The sequence below is a fragment of the Nocardioides palaemonis genome (genome assembly GCF_018275325.1).
Taxonomy (GTDB): domain Bacteria; phylum Actinomycetota; class Actinomycetes; order Propionibacteriales; family Nocardioidaceae; genus Nocardioides; species Nocardioides palaemonis.
Genome location: NZ_JAGVQR010000004.1, coordinates 290955 through 311289, shown reverse-complemented (window position 1 = coordinate 311289; position 20335 = coordinate 290955). Strand labels below are relative to the sequence as shown.

Annotated in this window: 12 protein-coding genes; 9 read left to right on the top strand and 3 right to left on the bottom strand. The window is 72.5% G+C overall.

Translation table 11 applies throughout. The features are described 5' to 3' along the window. Positions 1 to 28 precede the first annotated feature (28 nt). Genes cysS through KDN32_RS17130 form a run of 3 tightly spaced genes read left to right on the top strand, consistent with a single transcriptional unit; the run spans position 29 to position 3923 of the window. A complete protein-coding gene (gene cysS / locus KDN32_RS17140) occupies positions 29 to 1429 on the top strand; it encodes a cysteine--tRNA ligase (protein WP_211733472.1) in 1401 nt (466 codons plus the stop codon). 5 nt (positions 1430 to 1434) lie between these two features. Further along, positions 1435 to 2397 carry a 23S rRNA (guanosine(2251)-2'-O)-methyltransferase RlmB gene (gene rlmB, locus KDN32_RS17135; protein ID WP_211733471.1) on the top strand — a complete coding sequence of 321 codons (963 nt, stop codon included), beginning with the start codon at positions 1435 to 1437 and terminating at the stop codon, positions 2395 to 2397. After that, on the top strand, positions 2394 to 3923 hold the full coding sequence (locus tag KDN32_RS17130) for a metallophosphoesterase (RefSeq protein WP_211733470.1): 1530 nt from the start codon (positions 2394 to 2396) through the stop codon (positions 3921 to 3923). The genes rlmB and KDN32_RS17130 overlap by 4 nt, the downstream gene beginning before the upstream one ends. Before the next feature lie 37 nt (positions 3924 to 3960). Here the strand turns inward: KDN32_RS17130 and KDN32_RS17125 are convergent, their stop codons facing one another. Continuing rightward, entirely contained in the window at positions 3961 to 5046 is a 1086-nt protein-coding gene (locus KDN32_RS17125) for an NPCBM/NEW2 domain-containing protein (protein WP_211733469.1), read from the bottom strand. A 157-nt stretch (positions 5047 to 5203) separates the two neighbouring features. Between KDN32_RS17125 and KDN32_RS17120 the strand changes: the two genes are divergently transcribed. Then, complete coding sequence (locus tag KDN32_RS17120) at positions 5204 to 6712, top strand: hypothetical protein (protein WP_211733468.1); 1509 nt, start codon at positions 5204 to 5206, stop codon at positions 6710 to 6712. Between the two features lie 10 nt (positions 6713 to 6722). On the opposite strand, the gene KDN32_RS17115 is transcribed toward KDN32_RS17120, so the two are convergent. Continuing rightward, a complete protein-coding gene (locus KDN32_RS17115) occupies positions 6723 to 7931 on the bottom strand; it encodes a DUF4032 domain-containing protein (RefSeq protein WP_211733467.1) in 1209 nt (402 codons plus the stop codon). A gap of 10 nt (positions 7932 to 7941) precedes the next feature. Beyond that, entirely contained in the window at positions 7942 to 9768 is a 1827-nt protein-coding gene (locus KDN32_RS17110; protein WP_211733466.1) for a glycoside hydrolase family 13 protein, read from the bottom strand. A 209-nt stretch (positions 9769 to 9977) separates the two neighbouring features. Between KDN32_RS17110 and KDN32_RS17105 the strand changes: the two genes are divergently transcribed. The 5 genes from KDN32_RS17105 to KDN32_RS17085 are packed head-to-tail and all read left to right on the top strand — an operon-like array spanning position 9978 to position 20335. Beyond that, positions 9978 to 10814 (top strand): PP2C family protein-serine/threonine phosphatase, encoded by an 837-nt coding sequence (locus KDN32_RS17105; protein ID WP_211733465.1) that lies wholly within the window; start codon positions 9978 to 9980, stop codon positions 10812 to 10814. Next, entirely contained in the window at positions 10811 to 11929 is a 1119-nt protein-coding gene (locus tag KDN32_RS17100) for an FHA domain-containing protein (protein WP_211733464.1), read from the top strand. The genes KDN32_RS17105 and KDN32_RS17100 overlap by 4 nt, the downstream gene beginning before the upstream one ends. Continuing rightward, positions 11926 to 13476, top strand: a complete 1551-nt coding sequence (locus KDN32_RS17095; RefSeq protein ID WP_211733463.1) for a serine/threonine-protein kinase — start codon at positions 11926 to 11928, stop codon at positions 13474 to 13476. Before KDN32_RS17100 ends, KDN32_RS17095 begins: the two co-directional genes overlap by 4 nt. Further along, positions 13473 to 14183 (top strand): FHA domain-containing protein, encoded by a 711-nt coding sequence (locus KDN32_RS17090; RefSeq protein ID WP_211733462.1) that lies wholly within the window; start codon positions 13473 to 13475, stop codon positions 14181 to 14183. The genes KDN32_RS17095 and KDN32_RS17090 overlap by 4 nt, the downstream gene beginning before the upstream one ends. Then, entirely contained in the window at positions 14180 to 20335 is a 6156-nt protein-coding gene (locus KDN32_RS17085; protein WP_211733461.1) for an Ig-like domain-containing protein, read from the top strand. The genes KDN32_RS17090 and KDN32_RS17085 overlap by 4 nt, the downstream gene beginning before the upstream one ends.

Sequence of the window (20335 nt, the reverse complement as noted above, 5' to 3'; positions counted from 1 at the left end):
TGGCCCCCGGCCCCCTAGACTCGGCCGGGTGACCCTGAGGCTCCACGACACCGCCACGCGCGAGACGCGCGACTTCGTCCCCCTCGTTCCCGGGCGGGCCGGCATCTACGTCTGTGGTCTCACCGTGCAGTCCGAGCCGCACGTCGGCCACGTCCGCTCGGCGGTCAACTTCGACGTGCTGCGGCGCTGGCTGAGCGCGACCGGCTACGAGGTCGATTTCATCCGCAACGTCACCGACATCGACGACAAGATCCTGACGAAGTCGGCCGAGCAGGGCGTCCACTGGTACGCCCTCGCCGCCGCGATGAAGCGTGAGCTCGACCAGGCCCTCGCCGCGATCAACGTGCTCCCGCCGACCTACGAGCCGGGCGCCACCGGCCACGTCCCCGAGATCGTCGAGCTCACCGAGCAGCTCATCGCTCGCGGCCACGCGTACGCCGCCGAGGACGGCAGCGGCGACGTCTACTTCGACGTCCGCAGCTGGCCCGCCTACGGCGAGCTGACCCGCCAGAAGGTCGAGGACATGGAGCCCGCCGGCGACGCCGACCCGCGCGGCAAGCGCGACCCGCGCGACTTCGCGCTGTGGAAGGGCCACAAGAAGGAGACCGAGCCGCAGACGGCCGCCTGGCCGTCCCCGTGGGGCCCGGGCCGTCCGGGCTGGCACATCGAGTGCTCGGCGATGGCCGGCAAGTACCTCGGTCCCGCCTTCGACGTCCACGGCGGCGGCGTCGACCTGCGCTTCCCCCACCACGAGAACGAGCAGGCCCAGTCGCGCGCGGCCGGTCGCCCGTTCGCGTCGTACTGGCTGCACAACGCCTGGATCACCACGGCCGGCGAGAAGATGAGCAAGTCGCTCGGCAACTCGATGCTGGTGCCGTCGGTGCTCGAGCGGGTGCGCGGGATCGAGCTGCGCTACTACATGGTCGCCGCCCACTACCGCTCGCACGTCGAGTTCTCGTTCGAGGCGCTCGACGAGGCGGCGAAGGCCTTCCGCCGGATCGAGGACTTCCTCGACCGCGCCGCGCCCGTGGTCGGGCAGTGGTTCGCCTCGCTCCCCGACGCGTTCGTCGCCGCGATGGACGACGACCTCGGCACGCCGGCCGCGGTCGCGGTGATCCACGACGCCGTCCGCGAGGGCAACCGGCTGCTCGCCGACGGGCCGTCCGAGGCGCTGGGGCAGAAGTTCGGCGAGGTGATCGCGATGCTCGACGTGCTCGGCCTCAACCCGGCCGACGACGCGTGGCCGACGGCCGCGGGCGACGACCGGCTCACCGCCGTCGTCGACGCGCTGGTGAAGGGACTGCTCGAGGAGCGGGCCGCCGCCCGTGAGGCGAAGGACTGGGCGCGCGCCGACGCGATCCGGGACCAGATCAAGGCAGCCGGTGTCACGGTGGAGGACACCCCGGCCGGCGCGAAGTGGAGTGTGTGAGGGACATGGCGGGCAACAGCCAGCGCAAGGGCGCGATCAAGAAGACCGGCAAGGGCAACCCCACCGCCGGCTCCGGCGGTCGGGTCCGACGGGGCCTCGAGGGCAAGGGTCCGACGCCCAAGGCCAAGGACCGGCCGTACCACAAGGCGCACAAGGCCGCCCAGCGCGCCGAGCGCGACAAGGGACAGCAGCGCCCGAAGCGCCGCACCACCTCCGACGCCGAGTGGGCGGCCGGTCGCAACTCGGTCGTCGAGCTGCTGCAGGCCGGCGTGCCGGTGGCCGCGGTCTACGTCGCCGAGGGGGCCGAGCGCGACGGGCGGATGCGCGACGCGTTCCGCCTCGCCGCCGAGCAGGGCCTGACCATGCTCGAGGTCACCCGCAACGAGATGGACCGGATGACCGGTGGTGCCGTCCACCAGGGACTGGCCGCGCGCCTGCCCGCCTACGAGTACGCGCACGCAGACGACCTGCTCGACCGCGCCGCCGAGGCGAAGGAGCCGGCGCTCGTCGTCGCCCTCGACCAGGTCACCGACCCGCGCAACCTCGGCGCCGTGATCCGCTCCGCGGCGGGCTTCGGCGCGCACGGCGTGCTGATCCCCGAGCGCCGCGCCGCGGGCATGACCGCATCGGCGTGGAAGACCAGCGCCGGCGCGGCGGCCCGGCTCCCCGTGGCGCAGACGGTCAACCTCACCCGCCAGCTCAAGGCCTACCAGGACGCCGGCTGCATGGTCGTCGGCCTCGCGGCCGACGGCGACCTGTCGCTGCCGGAGCTGGTCGCCCCCGGAGGCCTCGCCGAGGGACCGCTCGTCGTGGTCGTCGGCTCCGAGGGCAAGGGGCTGGGCCGCCTGGTGGCCGAGACCTGCGACCAGATCGTGTCGATCCCGATGGCCGGCCAGCTCGAGTCGCTCAACGCCGGTGTCGCCGCGTCGGTCGCGCTCTACTCGATCTCGCAGGCCCGCCTGGCATGACCCCGGCCCCGGGGCGTGCCCGGACGCTCCCGCGCCGCCTGGCCGTGGGAGCGGTGCTGCTCGCGGTGGGCGTCCTGCTCGGCGGGTCCGTGGCGGTCTCGCTGTTCCTGACCAGCAGCCGCACGGTCGTCCTGGTCGGCCACGACACGGTCGTACGCCCGACGCTCACGGGCGACGCGGTCGTCGAGACCGGGCCGCTGCTCCCGGACTTCCGCTTCCGCGACGTCGGGCCGGTGGGCGTGGACCTCGCCCTCGGCAAGACCGAGGTGGGGTCGATCGAGGAGCTGGTCGACCGCTACGGCTTCATCGCGACCGACCCGACCGCGCAGGTCGGCAAGGTCCGCGACGTCGTGGTCGACATGGCCGTCACTGCGGCGCTGCGCGGGCTCGCCGTCGGGCTGGTGCCCGTCGCCGTCTACCTGCTGCTCGGGCGGCACCGCCGCGGCGAGCTGTTCCGCGGGGTGCGGAGCCGTCAGGGCGTCGTCGCGCTCGCCCTCCTCCTCACCCTCCCGGTCCTCGTGTGGCAGCCCTGGGAGTCCGACGAGGAGACCCAGGAGGAGCAGGGCACCTGGCAGACCCTGGCCGACCTGGTCGGGCCGGACGTCACGCTGCCCGCCGAGGCCCGCGACATCGAGGTGCGGGTCGGTCCGGTGACGACCGAGACCAAGAAGCTGGTGCTCAGCGCGATCGACACCTATGACAGGAGCAAGGCCTTCTACTCGACCGCCGCGGAGCAGGCCGCCGACCTCGACGTCCGCGAGCCCCAAGAGGGCGAGACGGTCGCCCTGCTGGTCAGCGACCGGCACGACAACATCGGCATGGACCGGGTGGCCCGCGCGATCGGCGAGGCCGCCGGGGCGACCGTGGTGCTCGACGCGGGCGACGACACGTCGACCGGCCAGCCGTGGGAGGCCTTCAGCCTCGACTCGCTCGCCGGGACCTTCGAGGACTGGGACCGCTTCGGGGTCGCCGGCAACCACGACCACGGCACGTTCGTGTCGACCTACCTCGCCGACGCGGGCTGGACGATGCTCGACGGCGACGTGGTGGACGCGCCGTGGGGCGGCACCCTCATGGGCGTCGACGACCCGCGCTCCAGCGGGCTCGGCAACTGGCGCGACGAGTCGGGGCTCAGCTTCGCCGAGGTCGGCACCCGCCTCGCGGACGCCGCCTGCGCGGAGGCCGAGGACGGCGAGCGGGTCAGCACGCTGCTGGTCCACGACGCCAACCTCGGCCGGGAGGCGCTCGAGCGGGGCTGCGCCGACCTCGTGGTCGGTGGCCACACGCACGTGCACTCCGGACCGGACCCGGTCGAGGCCGAGGACGGCACGGTCGGGTGGACCTGGACCAACGGCACGACCGGCGGGGCGGCGTACGCCATCGCGGTCGGCAGCAAGCCGCGCCGCGATGCCGAGGTCAGCCTGATCACCTACGCCGACGGCCGCCCGATCGGCCTGCAGCTGGTGCGGCTGCGGACCGACGGCTCGTGGGTCGTCGGCGACTGGAGCCCGCTCGAGCCGGGCTGAGGATCCCCCACCGTCCTCAGCCCGGCTCGTCGGGAGCTCAGAAGGCGCAGAGGACGCGCGCGTCGCCGAGGACGAGGTAGTCGTGGTCGTCGCCACCGGTGAGGATGTGCTCGATCCTCAGGCGGAGGGTGTTCTGGACGTCGATGTCCAGGGGATAGCTCTGGCCCAACGACATGCCCGTGCGGGAGTACTTGGTCAGGGCGTCAGTGGTGACGTTGACCGCGTAGGTGGTGCTCGTCGAGGCATAGTCGGACACCCCGATGGTCGAGACCAGGCGGGTGCACGACCGCGACAGGTTGAACTCGGGCGCCGAGTTCGACCAGGCGCTCACCGCGATCGACTTGGGGTAGGTGACGCCGTTCAGCTCGCGGGGGCCCCCGTAGTACGACCCGCTCACGGTGTCCATGTCCTCGAGGTAGTACCAGCCGAAGACCGTGATCGACACCGCCGTGGTCTCGGACGCGAGCAGGCCGATCCCGCCGGGGAACACGGCCCGCAGCGACACCGCTCGGCCGGCGGTCGTCACGGTCGCGGCGGCGGCCCAGGCGCCGTTCGAGACGGTGCCCTCCCCGACTGCGCTCCAGGTCGACGTCGCGTTGTCGAAGGCCTGGACGATGATCGTGCGCCCGTTCAGGTTGCGGCTGGCCGCACCGGAGACGGTCGTGGCCTGACCAGCCTCGATGGAGGTGGCGCCCAGCGCCGTGATCGACACCGAGGTCGGCTTCGCTGCCCGCGGTGGGCGCTTGCCCATGTGCACGACCACCGAGTCGCACGAGCGGCGCACGCACGCCTTGTAGGTCCGGTCGCCGGAGTTGACGTCCTCACGGTGGGTGAAACGGCCCTTGCCGTTCGTCCGCCGCACCGCCTCGACGACCCACCGTCGAGCACCCTTGTTGCGCTGGAGGATCGTGACCGTCACGCGACCACGCACGCCCGTGACCGTGCCCCGCAGCGTGACGATGCGGCCCTTGCGGACCCAGGTCGGCGATGCGATGAGAGTGACCCGCGGACGGGCGACGTGTTCTGCGGCCTGGCTCTCGGCCGATGCCGGCGCGCTCGCGACCGCGGCGCCGAGAGTGGTCGGAACGAGGATGCCGATGAGCAGTGCGATGACGAGACGCATGTGTTCCCCCCGGGGGCGTGTGCTGGTGGCGCGATCCTGCAGTCCCGGTGGCCCGCTGGCGGTTCGCGTTCAAGTTTTCCCTCTGCTGAAACCTTGATGTTGTCAAGGAAGGCCGGACACGCGGGTCCGGGCGATGCTCAGGCCCGATACTCGATCCGTGCCCGACCAGCCACGCATGTCCCTCGTGGAGGACCTCACGCCGCTGGACGGTGCGTCCATCGACGTCGGGGCGCGCATCGCGTGGACCATGCGGATGGCGCGGCTGACCGCCGACGTGCCCGACCGACGGATGAAGGCCCTGGCGCAGGCACTGGGCACGAGCCCGGCCCGCATGTCGCGGGCCGAGACCGCCCAGCTGCGCGACGGCTCGCTGGTCGACGGCTACGAGATCGCGCTCGAGATGCCCGAGGGCTCGCTGCGGGCACCCATCGACATCCTGGCCCGGACCTTCCCGCGCGCCACCCCGCCCGACGTCCGCCCGGGACCCGCGATCACCTCGGTCGCCGAGCTGTCCGCTCTCACCGAGCGGCTCGACAGCGACGCCCCCGCGACCGGCGGCGACTGGTTGCGGTGGGCACGAGCGATGGCCGCGCCAGGCAACATCGGCATGCCGGTCAGCCTTGCGCAGCGGGTCGTCGACCGCCTCGTCCGCGAGCTGTCCCGCTCGTGCGGCCACGGGTACCCCACCCGCTACGAGGCGCTCGCGCAGATCCGCTGCAGCGACTACGGCTTCCTCGTGCTCGAGGCCGCGCGTGCCGAGGCGACCCACCCCCACGCGCAGGGCCTCGCGGACCTGTTCAGCGCGGTCGGCGAGTCCGTCAGCGCCGACGCGGTCGAGTGGTGCCTGGGGCTGCTGCGCTCGGAGCGTCCCTACCTGGTCACGTGCAGCGCCCTCGCGCTCGAGAACATGGACGCGATCAGCGCTGGCAGCAGCTTCTGGCCCGACGTGGTGGGACCGGTGGTGGAGGCGTTCGACGCCACCGAGCCCGGCTCGGGGCAGGAGGAGTGGATCGCCCACCTCGTCCGCCTGGTCCCGGTGGCCGTGTGGCGCGACGCCGGGGTCCGCCCCTCCCGAGCGCTGCCGCCCGCCCCCGAGGTGGAGGGGTTCGACCGGCACCGCGCGAACCGGCAGTGGCAGCGGTGCGCGACGCTCGCGTCCGACGTCGGCCACGAGCTCGGCATCGGCGACCAGCCGATGCTGGCCCGGCTGGTCTTCGACATCGGCTACGGACACTGGGAGACCAGGGCCGTCACCAGCTACTTCCTGCTCGGCGCACTCCCCGCGATCGCGCACCCGACGTGGGAGCTGTTCGGCCGGCTCGTCGACTCCGAGCCCGACCAGCGCATCCGGCACCGCATGGCACGCCGGCTCCACGGAGCGCTCATGGGCCGGTTCGCGAGCGTCGCGTCGGACTGGCTCACCTCCTCCGACGCCGTGCTCCGGTCGGCGGCCCTCCAGATCGCCGGCTCGTCGGGCACGCGCCTGCCGGTCGGCGGCGTGCGGCGAGCGCTGGCCGATCCCGGCACCGCGCGGGCGGCGACCTATGCGATCGGCATGAGCGGCCACCCGGCGCTGCCGGACCTCGCGACGGACACGACGCTGGAGCCTGCCGTCCGCGGGGCCGTGTCGTGGTGGCTCGAGCGAGGACCACGCGTGCCGCTCTGACGCGTCGCCCTCACTCCTGACCCGTGATCGCCTCGTCCGGGCGGCGGGTGAGGAAGCGGTCGATGTAGTCCCGGGCCGTGTCGTGGATGTCGACCTCGTGGCCGGCCTGCTCGCTGAGGTACCAGCGGTGCTCGAGGATCTCGTGGAAGATCTCGGCGGGCTCGAGCTTGCCGGTCGCGCCGGGCGGGATCATCGCCATGATCGGCTCGAAGATCTGGTGCATCCAGCGGCTGGCGACGACGTGCCTGTCCTCGCGGCCGAGGTCGTAGTGGGCGGTGAAGGCGGCGAGGTCGTTGAGGATGCGGCGTGCCTGGTTCTCCTCCACCGACATGCCGGTGAGCGCCTGCACCTCACGGGCGTGGTGGCCGAGGTCGACGACCTTGGGCTGGATCCGGATGGTGTCGCCGCCGAGGTCGGTGACGATGTCGAGCTCGTCGACGTCGAACCCGAGGTCGTTGAGCCGTTCGACGCGGCGCTCGATGCGCCACATCTCGTCGGTGCTGAACTCCTCGAGCCCGGTGAGCTCGGCCCACAGCGCCTCGTAGCGGTCGCGGAGGTGCTCGATGATCGCGAAGCCGTCGATCGGCTGCTGGACCGCGCCGCTCGCGCTCAGGTCCATCAGCTCGGCGAAGATGTTCTCGCAGCCGACGGTGATGTCGTACTCGCGCAGCCGGTCGCCGACCGACTCGTGCAGCTCGCCGGTCTCGGCGTCGACCAGGTAGGCCGCGAACTCGCCGGCGTTGCGGCGGAAGAGCACGTTCGACAGCGACACGTCGCCCCAGTAGAAGCCCGCGAGGTGCAGGCGCACGAGCAGCACGACCATCGCGTCGATCAGCAGCGGGACGTCCTCGGCGGTGGCGCCCCGGCTGAAGAGGCTCCGGTAGGGCAGGGAGAACTGCAGGTGCCGGGTGATGAGCGCGGCCGGGAGCTCGCTGCCGTCGGCGGCCTCGCGGCCGGTGACCACGCCCTGCGGGACGACCGCGGGCATGCCCATCCGCTGGAGGTCGCGCAGCATCCGGTACTCCCGGAACGCGATGTCGTCCTGGGTCTCCTTCACGGCGTAGACGCGCGAGCCGAGCCGGACGATCCGCACGACGTGGCGCGACAGGCCCCGCGGGAGCGGCACGACGAGGTCGTCGGACCACTCCTCGAGCGGGGTGTCCCAGGGGAGGGTGAGGACGGCCGGGTCGGGTCGGCTCGCGGTGATGCGCAGCGCCATGGACGGCAAACTACTGCGCCCGCTCCTGCACCGACCAGACGTCGAGGCGCGGGCCGGTGGAGGCCGGGACGCGGAGCCCGTCCCCGTCGGCACGCAGGTCGGCGCCACCCGGCTCGGTGCCGTAGAGGTGGGCGCCGCCGGCGAGCGGCAGCGCGAAGCCGCCGCCCGCGGCACGCCGGGCGACCACGAGGACGCTGCCCTCGGGGTGCTCGCGCAGCCAGGCGATGGTGTCGTCGTCGACGTGCGCCCAGCGCAGGCCGCCGCGCAGGAACGCCGCGCGGGAGCGGCGCAGCGCGGCGAGCGAGCCGTACGCCGCGAGCGTGTCGCGGTCCCAGCGCTCCGGGTGGTCCCAGGGCATCGGGCGCCGCGAGTCCTCGCCGAGCACCCCCTCGAGCCCGATCTCGTCGCCCGCGAAGACCATCGGCACGCCGGGGAGCAGGAACTGCAGGCCGGCCGCCACCCGGTGCACGGCTGCGTCGCCGCCGACGAGGGTGCGGATCCGCGCGGAGTCGTGGGAGCCGAGGATGTTCCAGCTGCTGCAGGTGGCGCGCCAGCCGAGCGAGCCCAGCCAGTCGCGGAAGGTCGCGACCACCGCGCCACCGGGGCGCCGCGGCACCGCCGCGGGGCGGCCGAACGGCCGGGCCGGCGACGCGGGGTCGCGCAGCCACGACCACACCGGCCACGAGAAGCCCGAGTAGTTCATCGAGCCGTGCCAGCCGTCGCCGTCGACGTCGCCGGTGGCGTCGTGGTTGTGCTCGGCGATGACCAGCGGGTCCTCGCGCAGCTCGGCGGCGGTGCGGCGCGCGGCGCGGGCGACCTCGTGGTTGACGTCGATCGCGCCCAGCCGGCCGGTCATGTTGGCGACGTCGATGCGCCAGCCGTCGACGTCGTAGGGCGGGCGCAGCCAGCGCCCGACCACGGAGTCCGGCCCCTCGACCATCGCGGCCCGCAGGTCGGGGTCGGCGTGGTTGACCTTCGGGAGGGTGCCGTGGCCCATCCAGCAGGCGTAGCCGCCGGCCTCGTCGAAGTAGTAGAAGCTGCGGTGCGGGTCGGTCGGGTCGGCCTGCGCGGCGCGGAACCACTCGTGGGTGTCGCCGGTGTGGTTGGTCGTGAGGTCACCCAGGATCCGCCAGCCCCGCGCGTGCACGGCGCTGCTGAGCCGGGCGTACGCCTCGTCGCCGCCGAGCAGCGGGTCGACCGCGCTGAACGTCGTCGCGTTGTAGCGGTGGTTGCTCTCGCCGGGGAAGACCGGCGTCGTGTAGAGGATGTCGGCGCCGGTCTCGGCCACGTGGTCGAGGTGCTCGACGACGCCGTCGAGGTCGCCGCCGTAGAGCTGCAGCGGGGTCCGCGGGTCGCTCGGCTCGAAGACCACCTCGTCGTCCCACGCGGCGGGCACCGCCCAGCCCGGGACCTCCCGCTCGTCGGCGGCGGCGGACCGGGCGAAGCGGTCCGGGAACACCTGGTAGACGACGCCGTCGCGGCCCCAGTCCGGCGCCGGGTCGAACGCGCAGACCTTGAAGTCGCCGGCGTCCGGCACGTCGTGGCCGACCAGCCCGCGGCCGGTCAGCCACTCCTGGTCGTCGCCGCGCACGATCAGGAAGCGGTAGTGGGTGACCGGGTTGTGCACCGGCAGGGACCCCTCCCACCAGCCGCCGCCGGTGGGGTGCATCTCGTGGTAGACCGGCTCGGCGTCGAACGTGGTCCGCAGCCACACCCCGTCGACCGGGTCGGCCGCGTGCGTGCGCACCCGGACCCGCACCGACGTGCCGAGCCGTGGAGCCTCGTCGTCGAGGTACGTCGGCGACCCGTCGTGGTGGGGGAGGTGCAGGAGGCTCACGGGGTCCATCCTCTCGCAGTTCCGCGGTGTGCGCGGCCGGAGGGGACTGGTCCCCATGGTGCCGGGCCGCGACCGGGTGTGAGGTGGTCCTGGCGAGGAGCCCGCCGGTTTCAACCGGGGCAGTCTGTGAAACCGGCTGTGCGCGCGTCAGGTCCACCCAGATCATTGGCCCGCCGACGGAACAGACGTCGGCTCACAGGGGGTAGTTCGTGTCAGCAGTCGTTCCGGGGTCGCGTCCTGCGTCCTCGCTCCCACACGACATCGCCTTCGAATTCGGCGCCGCCTCCCACCCGGGCGTGGTGCGCAGCGTCAACGAGGACGGCTGGCTCGCCGCGCCCCCGGTGTTCCTCGTCGCCGACGGCATGGGCGGGCACCGCGCGGGCGACGTGGCCAGCGCGATCGTCGTGAGCAGCTTCGACTCGCTGGTGCGCAGCGGCGCTGTCGGGGTCTCCGACGTCGAGCGCTGCATCGCTGACGTCCGGCGCGAGCTGGAAGCGCTGGGAGCGGGCTCGGCCGTGGGTGCTCCGGGATCCACGCTCGTCGCCGCGGTCCACGTCGTGGAGCAGGGGATCGGCTACTGGCTGGTCGTCAACATCGGCGACTCGCGGATCTACTCGTGGTCCGAGGGCCGCTTCGAGCAGCTCAGCCACGACCACTCGCTCGTGCAGGAGCTCATCGATGCAGGTGAGCTCGAGCCGTCACTGGCGGCCGGGCACCCAGAGCGGAACGTCGTCACGCGGGCGCTCGGTGCCGTCCGCGGGGCGCCCGTGGACTACTCGCTCATCCCGGCCGCGGAGCTGGGCACCCTGCTGCTGTGCTCGGACGGGATCACTGCCGAGCTGGACGACAGCGCCGTGGCCCGGATCATGGGTCGTCACGCTCACGATCCTCGGGAGGCGGCCGAGATGCTGGTCGGTGCGGCCGTCGAGGCGGGCGGACGCGACAACGCGACCGCGGTCGTCGTACGGCTCGACGCGACGGCTGCCTACGTCGAGACCCTGGGGGGACCGGACACCGAGCCCGAGACCACGGGGAGCGCCGGATGAGCGGGCTCACCTACGCAACCGGCCCCTTCGCCGCCGTGGTGACGCAGGCAGCCACCGTGGCGTTCACGGACGTGGCGCCCGCCATCGCCGACGCCCTGTGGGACCTGCTGGGCGCGACGCCGGACGTCGTCGGCGTGCTCGACGTCCTGGGTGCGGCGGGCATCGCCTCGATGCCCGAGTTCGCGGCGGTGGTCGTGACGGGCGACCACGTCCGCGTCGTCGTGCGGGGGAGGTTCGTCGTCGCGGTCGACGTGGCCGGCACGGCCGTGGAGTGCGACGCGGCGGGGGTCGCGACATGGTCCGAGCGTGCCTTCGCAGCCGAGCTGGTGTCGGGGTGGCGCCTCGCGCACGTGGACGTCAGCGCGACCGACGAGCGCCTGCCGCTCGTGGGCGGCGTCGTGCGCGCCGGACTCGTGGAGTCGGGCGAGGTGCCTCTCGCCCCGGCAGGCGTCGAGGAGCCACCGACCGCCTCACCGGAGCCCGAGCCGGAGCCCGAGCCGGAGCCCGAGCCGGAGCCCGAGCCGGAGCCCGAGCCGGAGCCCGACGACTCCGCGACCTTGGTCGATCCGTCCGAGGACGTGTACGACGCCATGTTCGGTGCCACCGTCGCCGGGCGCACACCGAACGACGCCGCCGTCCGGGACCTCGACGAACCCGTACGCCAGGTAGCCGCTCCGCCCGGGGCGGCGCCGGTCCCGTCGCCGGAAGAGGACAGGACGATCTCGCCGGCCGAGTTCGCCGCGCTGCGTGCCGCCCGGCTCGACGAGGCACCCGTCGCCGCCGACGGACCCCGGCTGGTGCTCCGCTTCCCCAACGGCCGTCAGGAGCGGGTCGACGGGCTCGTGGTCATCGGTCGGTCCCCCCGTGCCGTCAACGCCGCGAGCACCGACATCACGCTCGTCGTGCTCGACGACCCCTACATCTCCGGGACCCACCTCGAGGTGGCGCTGGTGGGCGGGCGCACCGTGGCGACGGACCACTCCAGGAACGGCACGCTGATGGAGTCGCCCGGGCGCGCAGGGCAGCTGCTCACCAACGGCCTCGCGACGGAGCTCTCCGCCGGCATGACCCTCCGCCTCTCCGATGAGCTGGTCGTCGAGGTGGCGCTGGCATGACGACCTCGACGGACGCGCCCACGATCGTGGGGTACACCTACGTGAAGCACATCGGGACGGGCGGCTTCGCGGACGTCCACCTCTACGAGCAGCACCTGCCGGCCCGCAAGGTCGCGGTGAAGGTGCTCCGTGACCCCGGCAGCGACGCGGCGGTGCTGGCCCAGTTCCACGCCGAGGCCAACCTCATGGCGCAGCTCTCCGGCCACTCCTCGATCGTCGGGATCATCGCGGCCGACGTCAGCGACGACGGTCGGCCCTACCTGGTCATGGAGTACTGCCCGCCGCCGACCCTGGCGAGCCGCTACCGCACCGAGCGGATCGACCTCGCGGAGGCGCTCGAGACGGGCATCCGCGTCGCGAGCGCCGTCGAGACCGTGCACCGTGCCGGGATCCTCCACCGCGACATCAAGCCGCACAACATCCTGACCAGTGCCTTCGGTCATCCGAAGCTGACGGACTTCGGCATCGCCGGCAGCGCCGGCGGCGAGGACCAGTCCTACGGCATGTCGGTGCCGTGGTCGCCCCCGGAGTCGTTCGCCGAGACGCCCCCCGTCGACGTGAGGGTCGACGTCTGGGCGCTCGCGGCCACCGTCTACAGCCTCATCGCCGGACGGTCGCCCTTCGAGGTGCCGGGCGCACCCAACGACAACGCGACGCTGATGAACCGGATCGAGCGGCACCCGCTGGCCCCGCTCAACCGCTCCGACGTCCCGGCGTCCCTCAACCGGGTGCTGGCCCGGGCGATGTCGAAGCGTCTCGAGGACCGGCACGCCACGGCCTTCGACCTCGCCCACGACCTCCAAGACGTCCAGACCGAGCTCGGCCTGCCGCAGACCCGGGTCGATGTCTTCGACGCCTCGCCGACGGCTCCGGATACGACCGAGGAGGACCAGCGCACCTACATCCGGCCGGTGGCCGTCATCGTCCCGGACGCGCTCCGGCAGGGCACGCTCCTGCGGCCCGCAGAGGTGCACCCGAGCGACGACCGGACGCTCTCCAAGCCGGCCCCAGTCGAGCCGCACGCGACCTCCGTCCCGTCCGGGCCGCGGTCGCACGACCAGGTGCCGCACGAGGTCGAGCGCGCCGAGTCGCCCCTCGTCGGTGCCGACGAGGCCGCCGGCACCCCACGTACCCGCGTGGCCGTGCTCGCAGGGATCGCCGGGATCCTCGCACTGGTGGCCGTCGTGACCACCGTGCTGCTGACCCGCGACTCCGGTGCGCCGGAGGATCGTCAGGCGTTCGGGGGTGCCGAGAAGCCCGCCGACGCGGTGGCCGCCTTCGTGCCCTCCCCGTCCGAGGTCCGGGCCACGAGCCGATCGGGTGAGGTCGTCTTCCGCTGGACAAACCCGGAGCCCGAGTCGGGCGACGCCTTCGGCATCCAGTGGACGCGTGCCGACGAGGCTCAGCCGATCGCCACTGTCGACGGCACCTCCTTCACCGCCCCGGGCCGCGCGGGCGACATCGTGTGCGTCCGCGTGATGCTGGTGCGCGGCGACGGAAGCGCCTCGCGCCCCACCGACGACGTGTGCCGGGCGGTGCGCCGATGAGCCGCGACACACTGCCGCTGCTGGTCGAGTTCTGCGGCGAGGAGCACACCGTCCAACCGGGCCAGACCTTCTCGATCGGGCGCGACGCCGACCTGGTGGTCGACGACAACGCCTACCTGCACCGCCGGATGATCGAGCTCGCCCACCACGACGGCTTCTGGTGGCTGCGCAACGTCGGCTCACGCCTCTCGGTCACGGTCTCCGGCGAGGCCGGCCGGCTCCAGTCGTGGGTCGGACCCGGTTCGTCGGTCCCGCTGGTGCTGCCGGCCGTCTCGGTCCTCTTCAGCGCCGGCGGGACGACGTACGAGATCGACGTCCGCGCGGAGGTCCCGGTCTTCGAGTCCGTCAGCCACGGCGGTGACAGCGACTCCGACGCCACCCTGGGCGCCGTCGACCTGACGCCCACCCAGTTCCAGCTCGTGCTCGCCCTGGCGGAGCAGACCCTGCGCCGTGCCGGCACGGGGACGGCCGACCTGCCCACCAACGCGGCCGCCGCCCAGCGGCTCGGGTGGTCCACCACGACGTTCAACCGCAAGCTCGACAACGTCTGCGACAAGTTCGACCGCGCAGGCGTCAAGGGCATGCGAGGTGGTCCCGAGCGGCTCGCCACCCAACGGCGGGCTCGCCTGGTCGAGTACGCCGTCGCCGCACGCATCGTCACCGCGCAGCACCTCCCGCTGCTCGACACGCGAGGAGAAGTCTCGTGAGGATCGGACTCCCGCGCAGCGCGCGCCGTCGGCTGACGACCGCCCGCCGCCCGCGCTCGCGCAAGGTCGCGTCGACCCTGTCGCTCGCCGTGGTCGCCAGCACGCTGGTGGTGCTCGCGGTCCGCGCCGACGGGACCCCCATCAGCGACGTCGACCTCAACGACGGCAGCGTCTGGGTCACCAACGAGGACCCGGCCTACCAGCTCCTCGGCCGGCTCAACCCGCAGGTCCGGCAGCTCGACCTCGCCGTCCAGGCCCTCAGCGGTGACTTCGACGTGCACCAGCGCGAGACCTCGGTCCTGCTCGACGTGAAGTCGGGCGGGCGCGGGGTCCGTCAGGTCGACGTGGCGGCGGGGACCGCCCTCGACCCGGTGCCACTGAGCCCCGACACCGCCGTCGCGCTCGGTGGCGACACGATCGCCATGCTGGACCGTGAGACCGGCGAGGTCTGGGTCCGCAGCACCCAGACGATCCAGGGGTTCACCGCCGACCAGACGCCCGCCGACCTCGAGGCCGGGCGAGACGCCGCGCTGGCCGTCGGCCAGGACGGGACGGCCTACGTCGTCAATCGCGCGAAGCGGACCCTCACCACCGTCACGATCGACGCATCCGGGCTCGCAGCCGCAGCCGAGCCCGTCGCGGTGGATGCGCAGCTCTCGACCGATCTCGAGGTGACCGTCGTCGGCACCACGCCGGTCGTCCTCGACCGCGAGGCCGAGGTCCTCGTCCTGCCGGACATGGAGCCCGTGCGGGTGGACCTGGGCGACACCACTGCCGCACAGGTCCAGCAGCCCGGGCCGCAGGCGACCGGCGTGTACATCGCGACCCGGACCGGCCTGCTCCTCGCCGACCTCGGCGACGGTTCGGTCGAGCAGGTGCGCGCCGGCGTCGACGGGCCGCCCGCGGCGCCGGTGGTCGTGGACGGCTACGTCCATGCGGCCTGGGCCGACCCGGTCGCCGACGGCTATGTCCGGCTCGGTGGGTCGCAGCCCGCCCACGCGGAGAAGATCCCCGGCCTCAAGCCTCAGGCGAACCTGGTGTTCCGGGTCAACCGCAGCGTCGTGGTGCTCAACGACACCGTGACGGGTGTGTCCTGGCTCGTGCAGGAGGACGGCCTACCGCGGGTCGACAACTGGGACGACGTCGACCCGTCGAAGAAGAAGGAGCAGACGGCGGACCCCAGCCCGGACGAGCTCGCCAAGGCCCGGCGCACCGAGGACAACCGTCCGCCCGTGGCTCGCGACGACCGGCTGGGTGCCCGGCCCGGTCAGGACTCGATCATCCCGGTGACCCGCAACGACGTCGACCTCGACGGCGACATCCTGACGCTGACCTCGCTCGACGACGTCAAGCAGCTGTCAGGCCCCGAGCCCCAGCGGATGGCCGTCGTGGGCGACGGCACCCAGCTCCAGCTCCACTTCGGGCCCAACGACGGCGGCAAGCAGGCACGCTTCAGCTACGTGATCAGTGACGGCAGGGAGAACGGGACGGACGAGGCGACCCTCGAGGTCTCGATCATCGACCCCGACCGCAACACCCCTCCCCAGCTCGTCGAGGACAACGGCGTTCCCCGGCAGCAGGGGATGACCGTCGCCCGCGGCCAGCGCACGTCGACCTACGTGCTGCCCGACTGGACGGACGCGGAGGGCGACTCCCTGGTCCTCCAAGACGCCCGGGTCAAAGAGGGCGGCACCGTCACCTTCCGGAGCGACGGCGTGCTCGAGTTTGTCGACGACGGAGGTCGCGCGGGCAACAAGACGATCGAGATCGTCGTCTCGGACGGTCATCCGCAGGGCCAGCGCACGGGCAAGGTCACGGTCAACGTCAGCCCCAAGAACGCGGTTCCGCCGACGCTCACGCCCGACCGCGCCGTGGGTGTGGCTGGCAACGACATCCTCGTCGAGCCGCTGGCCAACGACTTCAGCCGGGACGGGACCGAGCTGCACCTGCGTGACGTCGTCGCGCTCGGCGGCATGGAGATCACCACCGATCCCACGTCCGGGACCTTCGTCGCCCGGACCTCGGCGCCCGGCACCTACTACCTCGACTACTCGGCGTACACCGACCGCGGCGAGGCGCAGTCCTTCGTCCGTCTCGACGTGCTGCCGAAGTCGAAGGTCGACCTGCCTCCCGTCGCCATGAACGACGACACCCTCCTTCCTCCCAGCGGGTCGTCGCTGGTCGACCTGCTCGCCAACGACTACGACCCGGAGGGCGGTGTGCTCGCCGTGACCTCCGTGCGGGTCGGCGCCAACACACCGGTGAAGGCGTCGCTGCTGGAGAACCGTCTGCTCCGGGTCGAGTCGACCCGAGACCTGACGGCGCCGGTGTCGATCGACTACACGGTCTCCGACGGGGTGAACTCCGCCGAGGGATCGGTCACGGTCGGGCAGGCGCCCGTCAAGGCCGGCAACCGCGCTCCGGTGGCTGCCAACGACCGCATCACCGTGCGGGCTGGGTCGGTCGGCAGCATCCCGGTCCTGGCCAACGACTTCGACCCCGACGGCGACGACCTCCAGCTGTTCCAGCAGGACCTGGTCGCGCCCGAGGGACTCCCCGTCTTCGTCTCGGGCGACGCGCTCCGCTTCCGCGCCCCCGACAGGGCGGGAGAGATCCACGCCACCTACGGCGTGCGCGACGCGCGGGGCCAGCGCGACGACGCGGAGGTCGTCATCGACGTCATCGCCGACGACGCGGAGCGCAACGCGGCTCCGCGACCCGACCCGACGCTGGCCCGTGCGGTGGGCGAGCGCCCGATACGGATCGATCTCGACCTCCAGACGAGCGACCCCGACGGCGACGCCGTGACGCTCAAGGGGATCACCACCGCACCCCAGCTCGGGCGGGTGACCGAGATCGGCCTCGACTGGATCGAGTACGAGCCGTTCGACACCCGCCGCGGCGGCACCGACACATTCGAGGTCGAGGTGCAGGACAAGTTCGGTGCGAGCAGCCGCGCGGAGGTGCGCGTGGGCGTGGTCGCCCGCGCCTCCACCAACCAGGCGCCGGTCGCCCTGGACGACCACCTGCTGGTCCGCCCGGACCGCGCCATCCAGTTCAACGTGCTGGCCAACGACGCCGACCCCGACGGCGACCCGCTGGTGATGTCGGAGAAGCTCCAGGGCGACCCCGGGGCGAGCGTCGCGGACGGGTTCGTCACCGTGAAGGTTCCCGAGTTCGACGGCAACGCCGCCAGGCAGGTGGCCGTCACGTACAACATCTCCGACCGGCTCGGTGGCGCCGACACCGCGCGCCTCACGGTCGATGCCAGCCCGGACGCGCCCCTTTACGCCCCCGTCACCCGCGACGACACCGCCGACCTCGCCAAGGTCGCCGGTCGCAAACCCGGCGACACGGTGCGCATCGACGTGCTCCGCAACGACGGAGACCTCGACGGACGCCGCAAGGACCTCGCCCTGACGGCCTACGACCGTGACGTCAGCCGCGTCGTAAAGGGTGAGCTCGAGGTCACCCTCGCCGCCCGGGACCAGGTCGTCGTCTACGAGGTCGGCGACGCCGAGGACAACACCTCCTACGGGTTCGTGTTCGTCAGCGGCACGGACACGGTGCCGCCGGTGCTCGACCCCGACGCCAAGCTGCCGGTCACGGTGAAGGCCGGGAAGTCCGTCGACATCTCCCTCGACGAGCACGTCCTCGTCCGCACCGGGCGCACCCCGATCCTCACGCTGGGCGACCGCGTCACAGCCGCGCCGTACGTCGACGCGGCCAAGGCGCGCGACGACACGACCATCCGGTTCACGGCGCCGGAGGACGCCAGCGGCCGGGCCGCCGTGACCTTTGAGGTCACCGACGGCACCTCGCTCAACGACGCGACCGGCCTGACCTCGATGCTGACGATCCCGGTCGACATCCAGGCGACGAAGAACTTCGCGCCCGAGATGCGGGACGTCGACCTGGAGCTCGTCGGCGGCGACGAGGCCGAGCAGAAGACCTTCGACCTCTCCTCCGCGGCGACGGACCCCAACCCCGAGGACGTGGCCGGTCTGACCTTCACCGTCGAGGGGACCGAGAAGGTCGAGGCCTCGGTCAGTGATCGCACCACGTTGGTGCTCGACGCCACCGATGCCGCCGAGGACGGCGAGGTCGTCGTGCTGCCGGTGCGGGTCGAGGACCCGGCCGGCGCCACGGCCGAGGCGGTCGTGCGGGTCCGGATCGTCCGGTCCGACAAGCCCCTGGTCAGTGTCGGGCGGATCGGGCCGCTCGAGGCGGAGGCCGGCCAGCCGGTGTCGTTCGACATCAACGACTACGCGACCAACCCCTACGAGGGCACGCCGCTCACCGTGAGCGGCGTAACCGTCGAGAGCGGCGATGCGCGCGCGTCCGGGTCGGGCTCGACCGTGACGGTGACGCCCGCGGAGCGCTTTGCGGGCAGCGTCGGCGTCCGGTTCGTCGTGGACGACGGCTCGGACGATCCCGAGCGCCAGGTCACGGCGCGCGCCGAGGTCGTCGTCGTCGCGGCCCCCGACGCGCCGGGACGGCCGAGCGTCAGCAGCATGACCCACGACTCGGTCGTGCTGACCTGGACGCCGGCCGACGACAAGGGGGCGCCCATCTCCGGCTACAGCGTGCGACGCAGCGACGGGAAGACCGTCTCCTGCGGTGGCGCGACGACCTGCGGCATCGAGGGACTCACGCCCGGCAACACCTACTCCTTCCAGGTCGTCGCGACCAACCGCGTGGGCGACTCCGAGCCGAGCGCAGCCTCCGAGCAGGTCACTCCCGACAAGGTGCCCGACCGGATGGCGGCGCCGACCGTCGGCCAGGACTACACCCAGCGCGACGGCAAGCTGGTGCTCCAGTGGCAGCCCCCCGCCAACGTGGGATCTGCGATCCGCACCTACGAGATCCACCGGCTCGGCACCGGCGAGACCCGGACGGCGGCCGCCAGCCCCTTCACCTGGGACGGTCTCGGCAACGGCTCCCTCGTCCAGTTCGAGATCCGCGCGGTCAACGACATCGTCGACGAGGCGAGCAAGCAGGCGTGGTCAGAGCCGTCCACGGCGGACAAGCCGTTCGGCGTGCCCGCGGTGGTGGGGCAGCCGACCGGTGTCGCGAGTGAGAACGACGCGCTGCCCGGCGGCAAGGTCGAGGTGACCTGGCCCGCCCCGCTCGACAACGGCGACACCATCGACCACTACGAGGTCACCATGTCCAGGGACGGTCAGGTCGTCACGACCAAGCAGGAGACCGGCACCTCGAGCAACTTCGACGTCGACAACGGTCACGACTACACCTTCACCGTCCGCGCCCACAACCGCGCCGGCTACAGCACCTCGCCGAGCCCGGTCTCGGCGCCGGTCAACCCCTACGACCGGGCGAGCGAGGTCCGGTCCCTCACCGTGGTGTCGGAGGGTGACCGGTCAGCGCTGCTGTCCTTCGCCCCGCCGGTCGACGATGGCGGACGGCCCGTCATCGGCTATCGGTTCTCCGGCAACGGCGTGGTCGCAGAGACGATCGGTGCTTCCGCCCAGAAGCGCGTCCGTTTCGCGGCGAACTCCGGCCCCTACACGGTCGAGGTGGTCCCGATCACGAGGGATCCGAAGGCGGGCGACCTCGAGGGAGCCAGCGCGTCCGTCGGAGGCGTCAAGCCGTACGGGCAGCCGAACCAGCCCGGTGCCACGGCGACTCAGGCGGGCAGGTCGGTCACCCTCGGGTGGAGCATGCCGGCCGAGAACGGGCGGCCGCTGACCCTGCAGACCAGCATCGACGGGGGTGCCTGGACGACCCGGACCACGTCCGGACAGGTCACGGTGGGCGACGGGTACTCCGAGACGCACCGGATCGACGTGCGCGTCACCGACGCGGAGAACCAGGTCGCCACCAATGCTGCAGCTGCCACGTCGGTCGCCAAGCCGCCGAAGGTGATGACCATCCGGTACGAGTCCGCTGCGTCGGACTGGATCGACCTCACGATGCAGGGATTCGAGCCCAACCGGACGGTGAGTGTCGCCTGCTGGGTCACGCCCAACAGCTCCGGACAGGGCGGCAGCTCGATCGGCAGCTTCTCCCTGACGACGAACGCCTTGGGCGAGGCCCGCACGAACCGAGGCTGCTCCCTCAACGGAGGCGGCTACGGCAACCTCCGCATCGGCAACGAGATCTGGTCGAACACGATCGCCCTCCACCCCTGA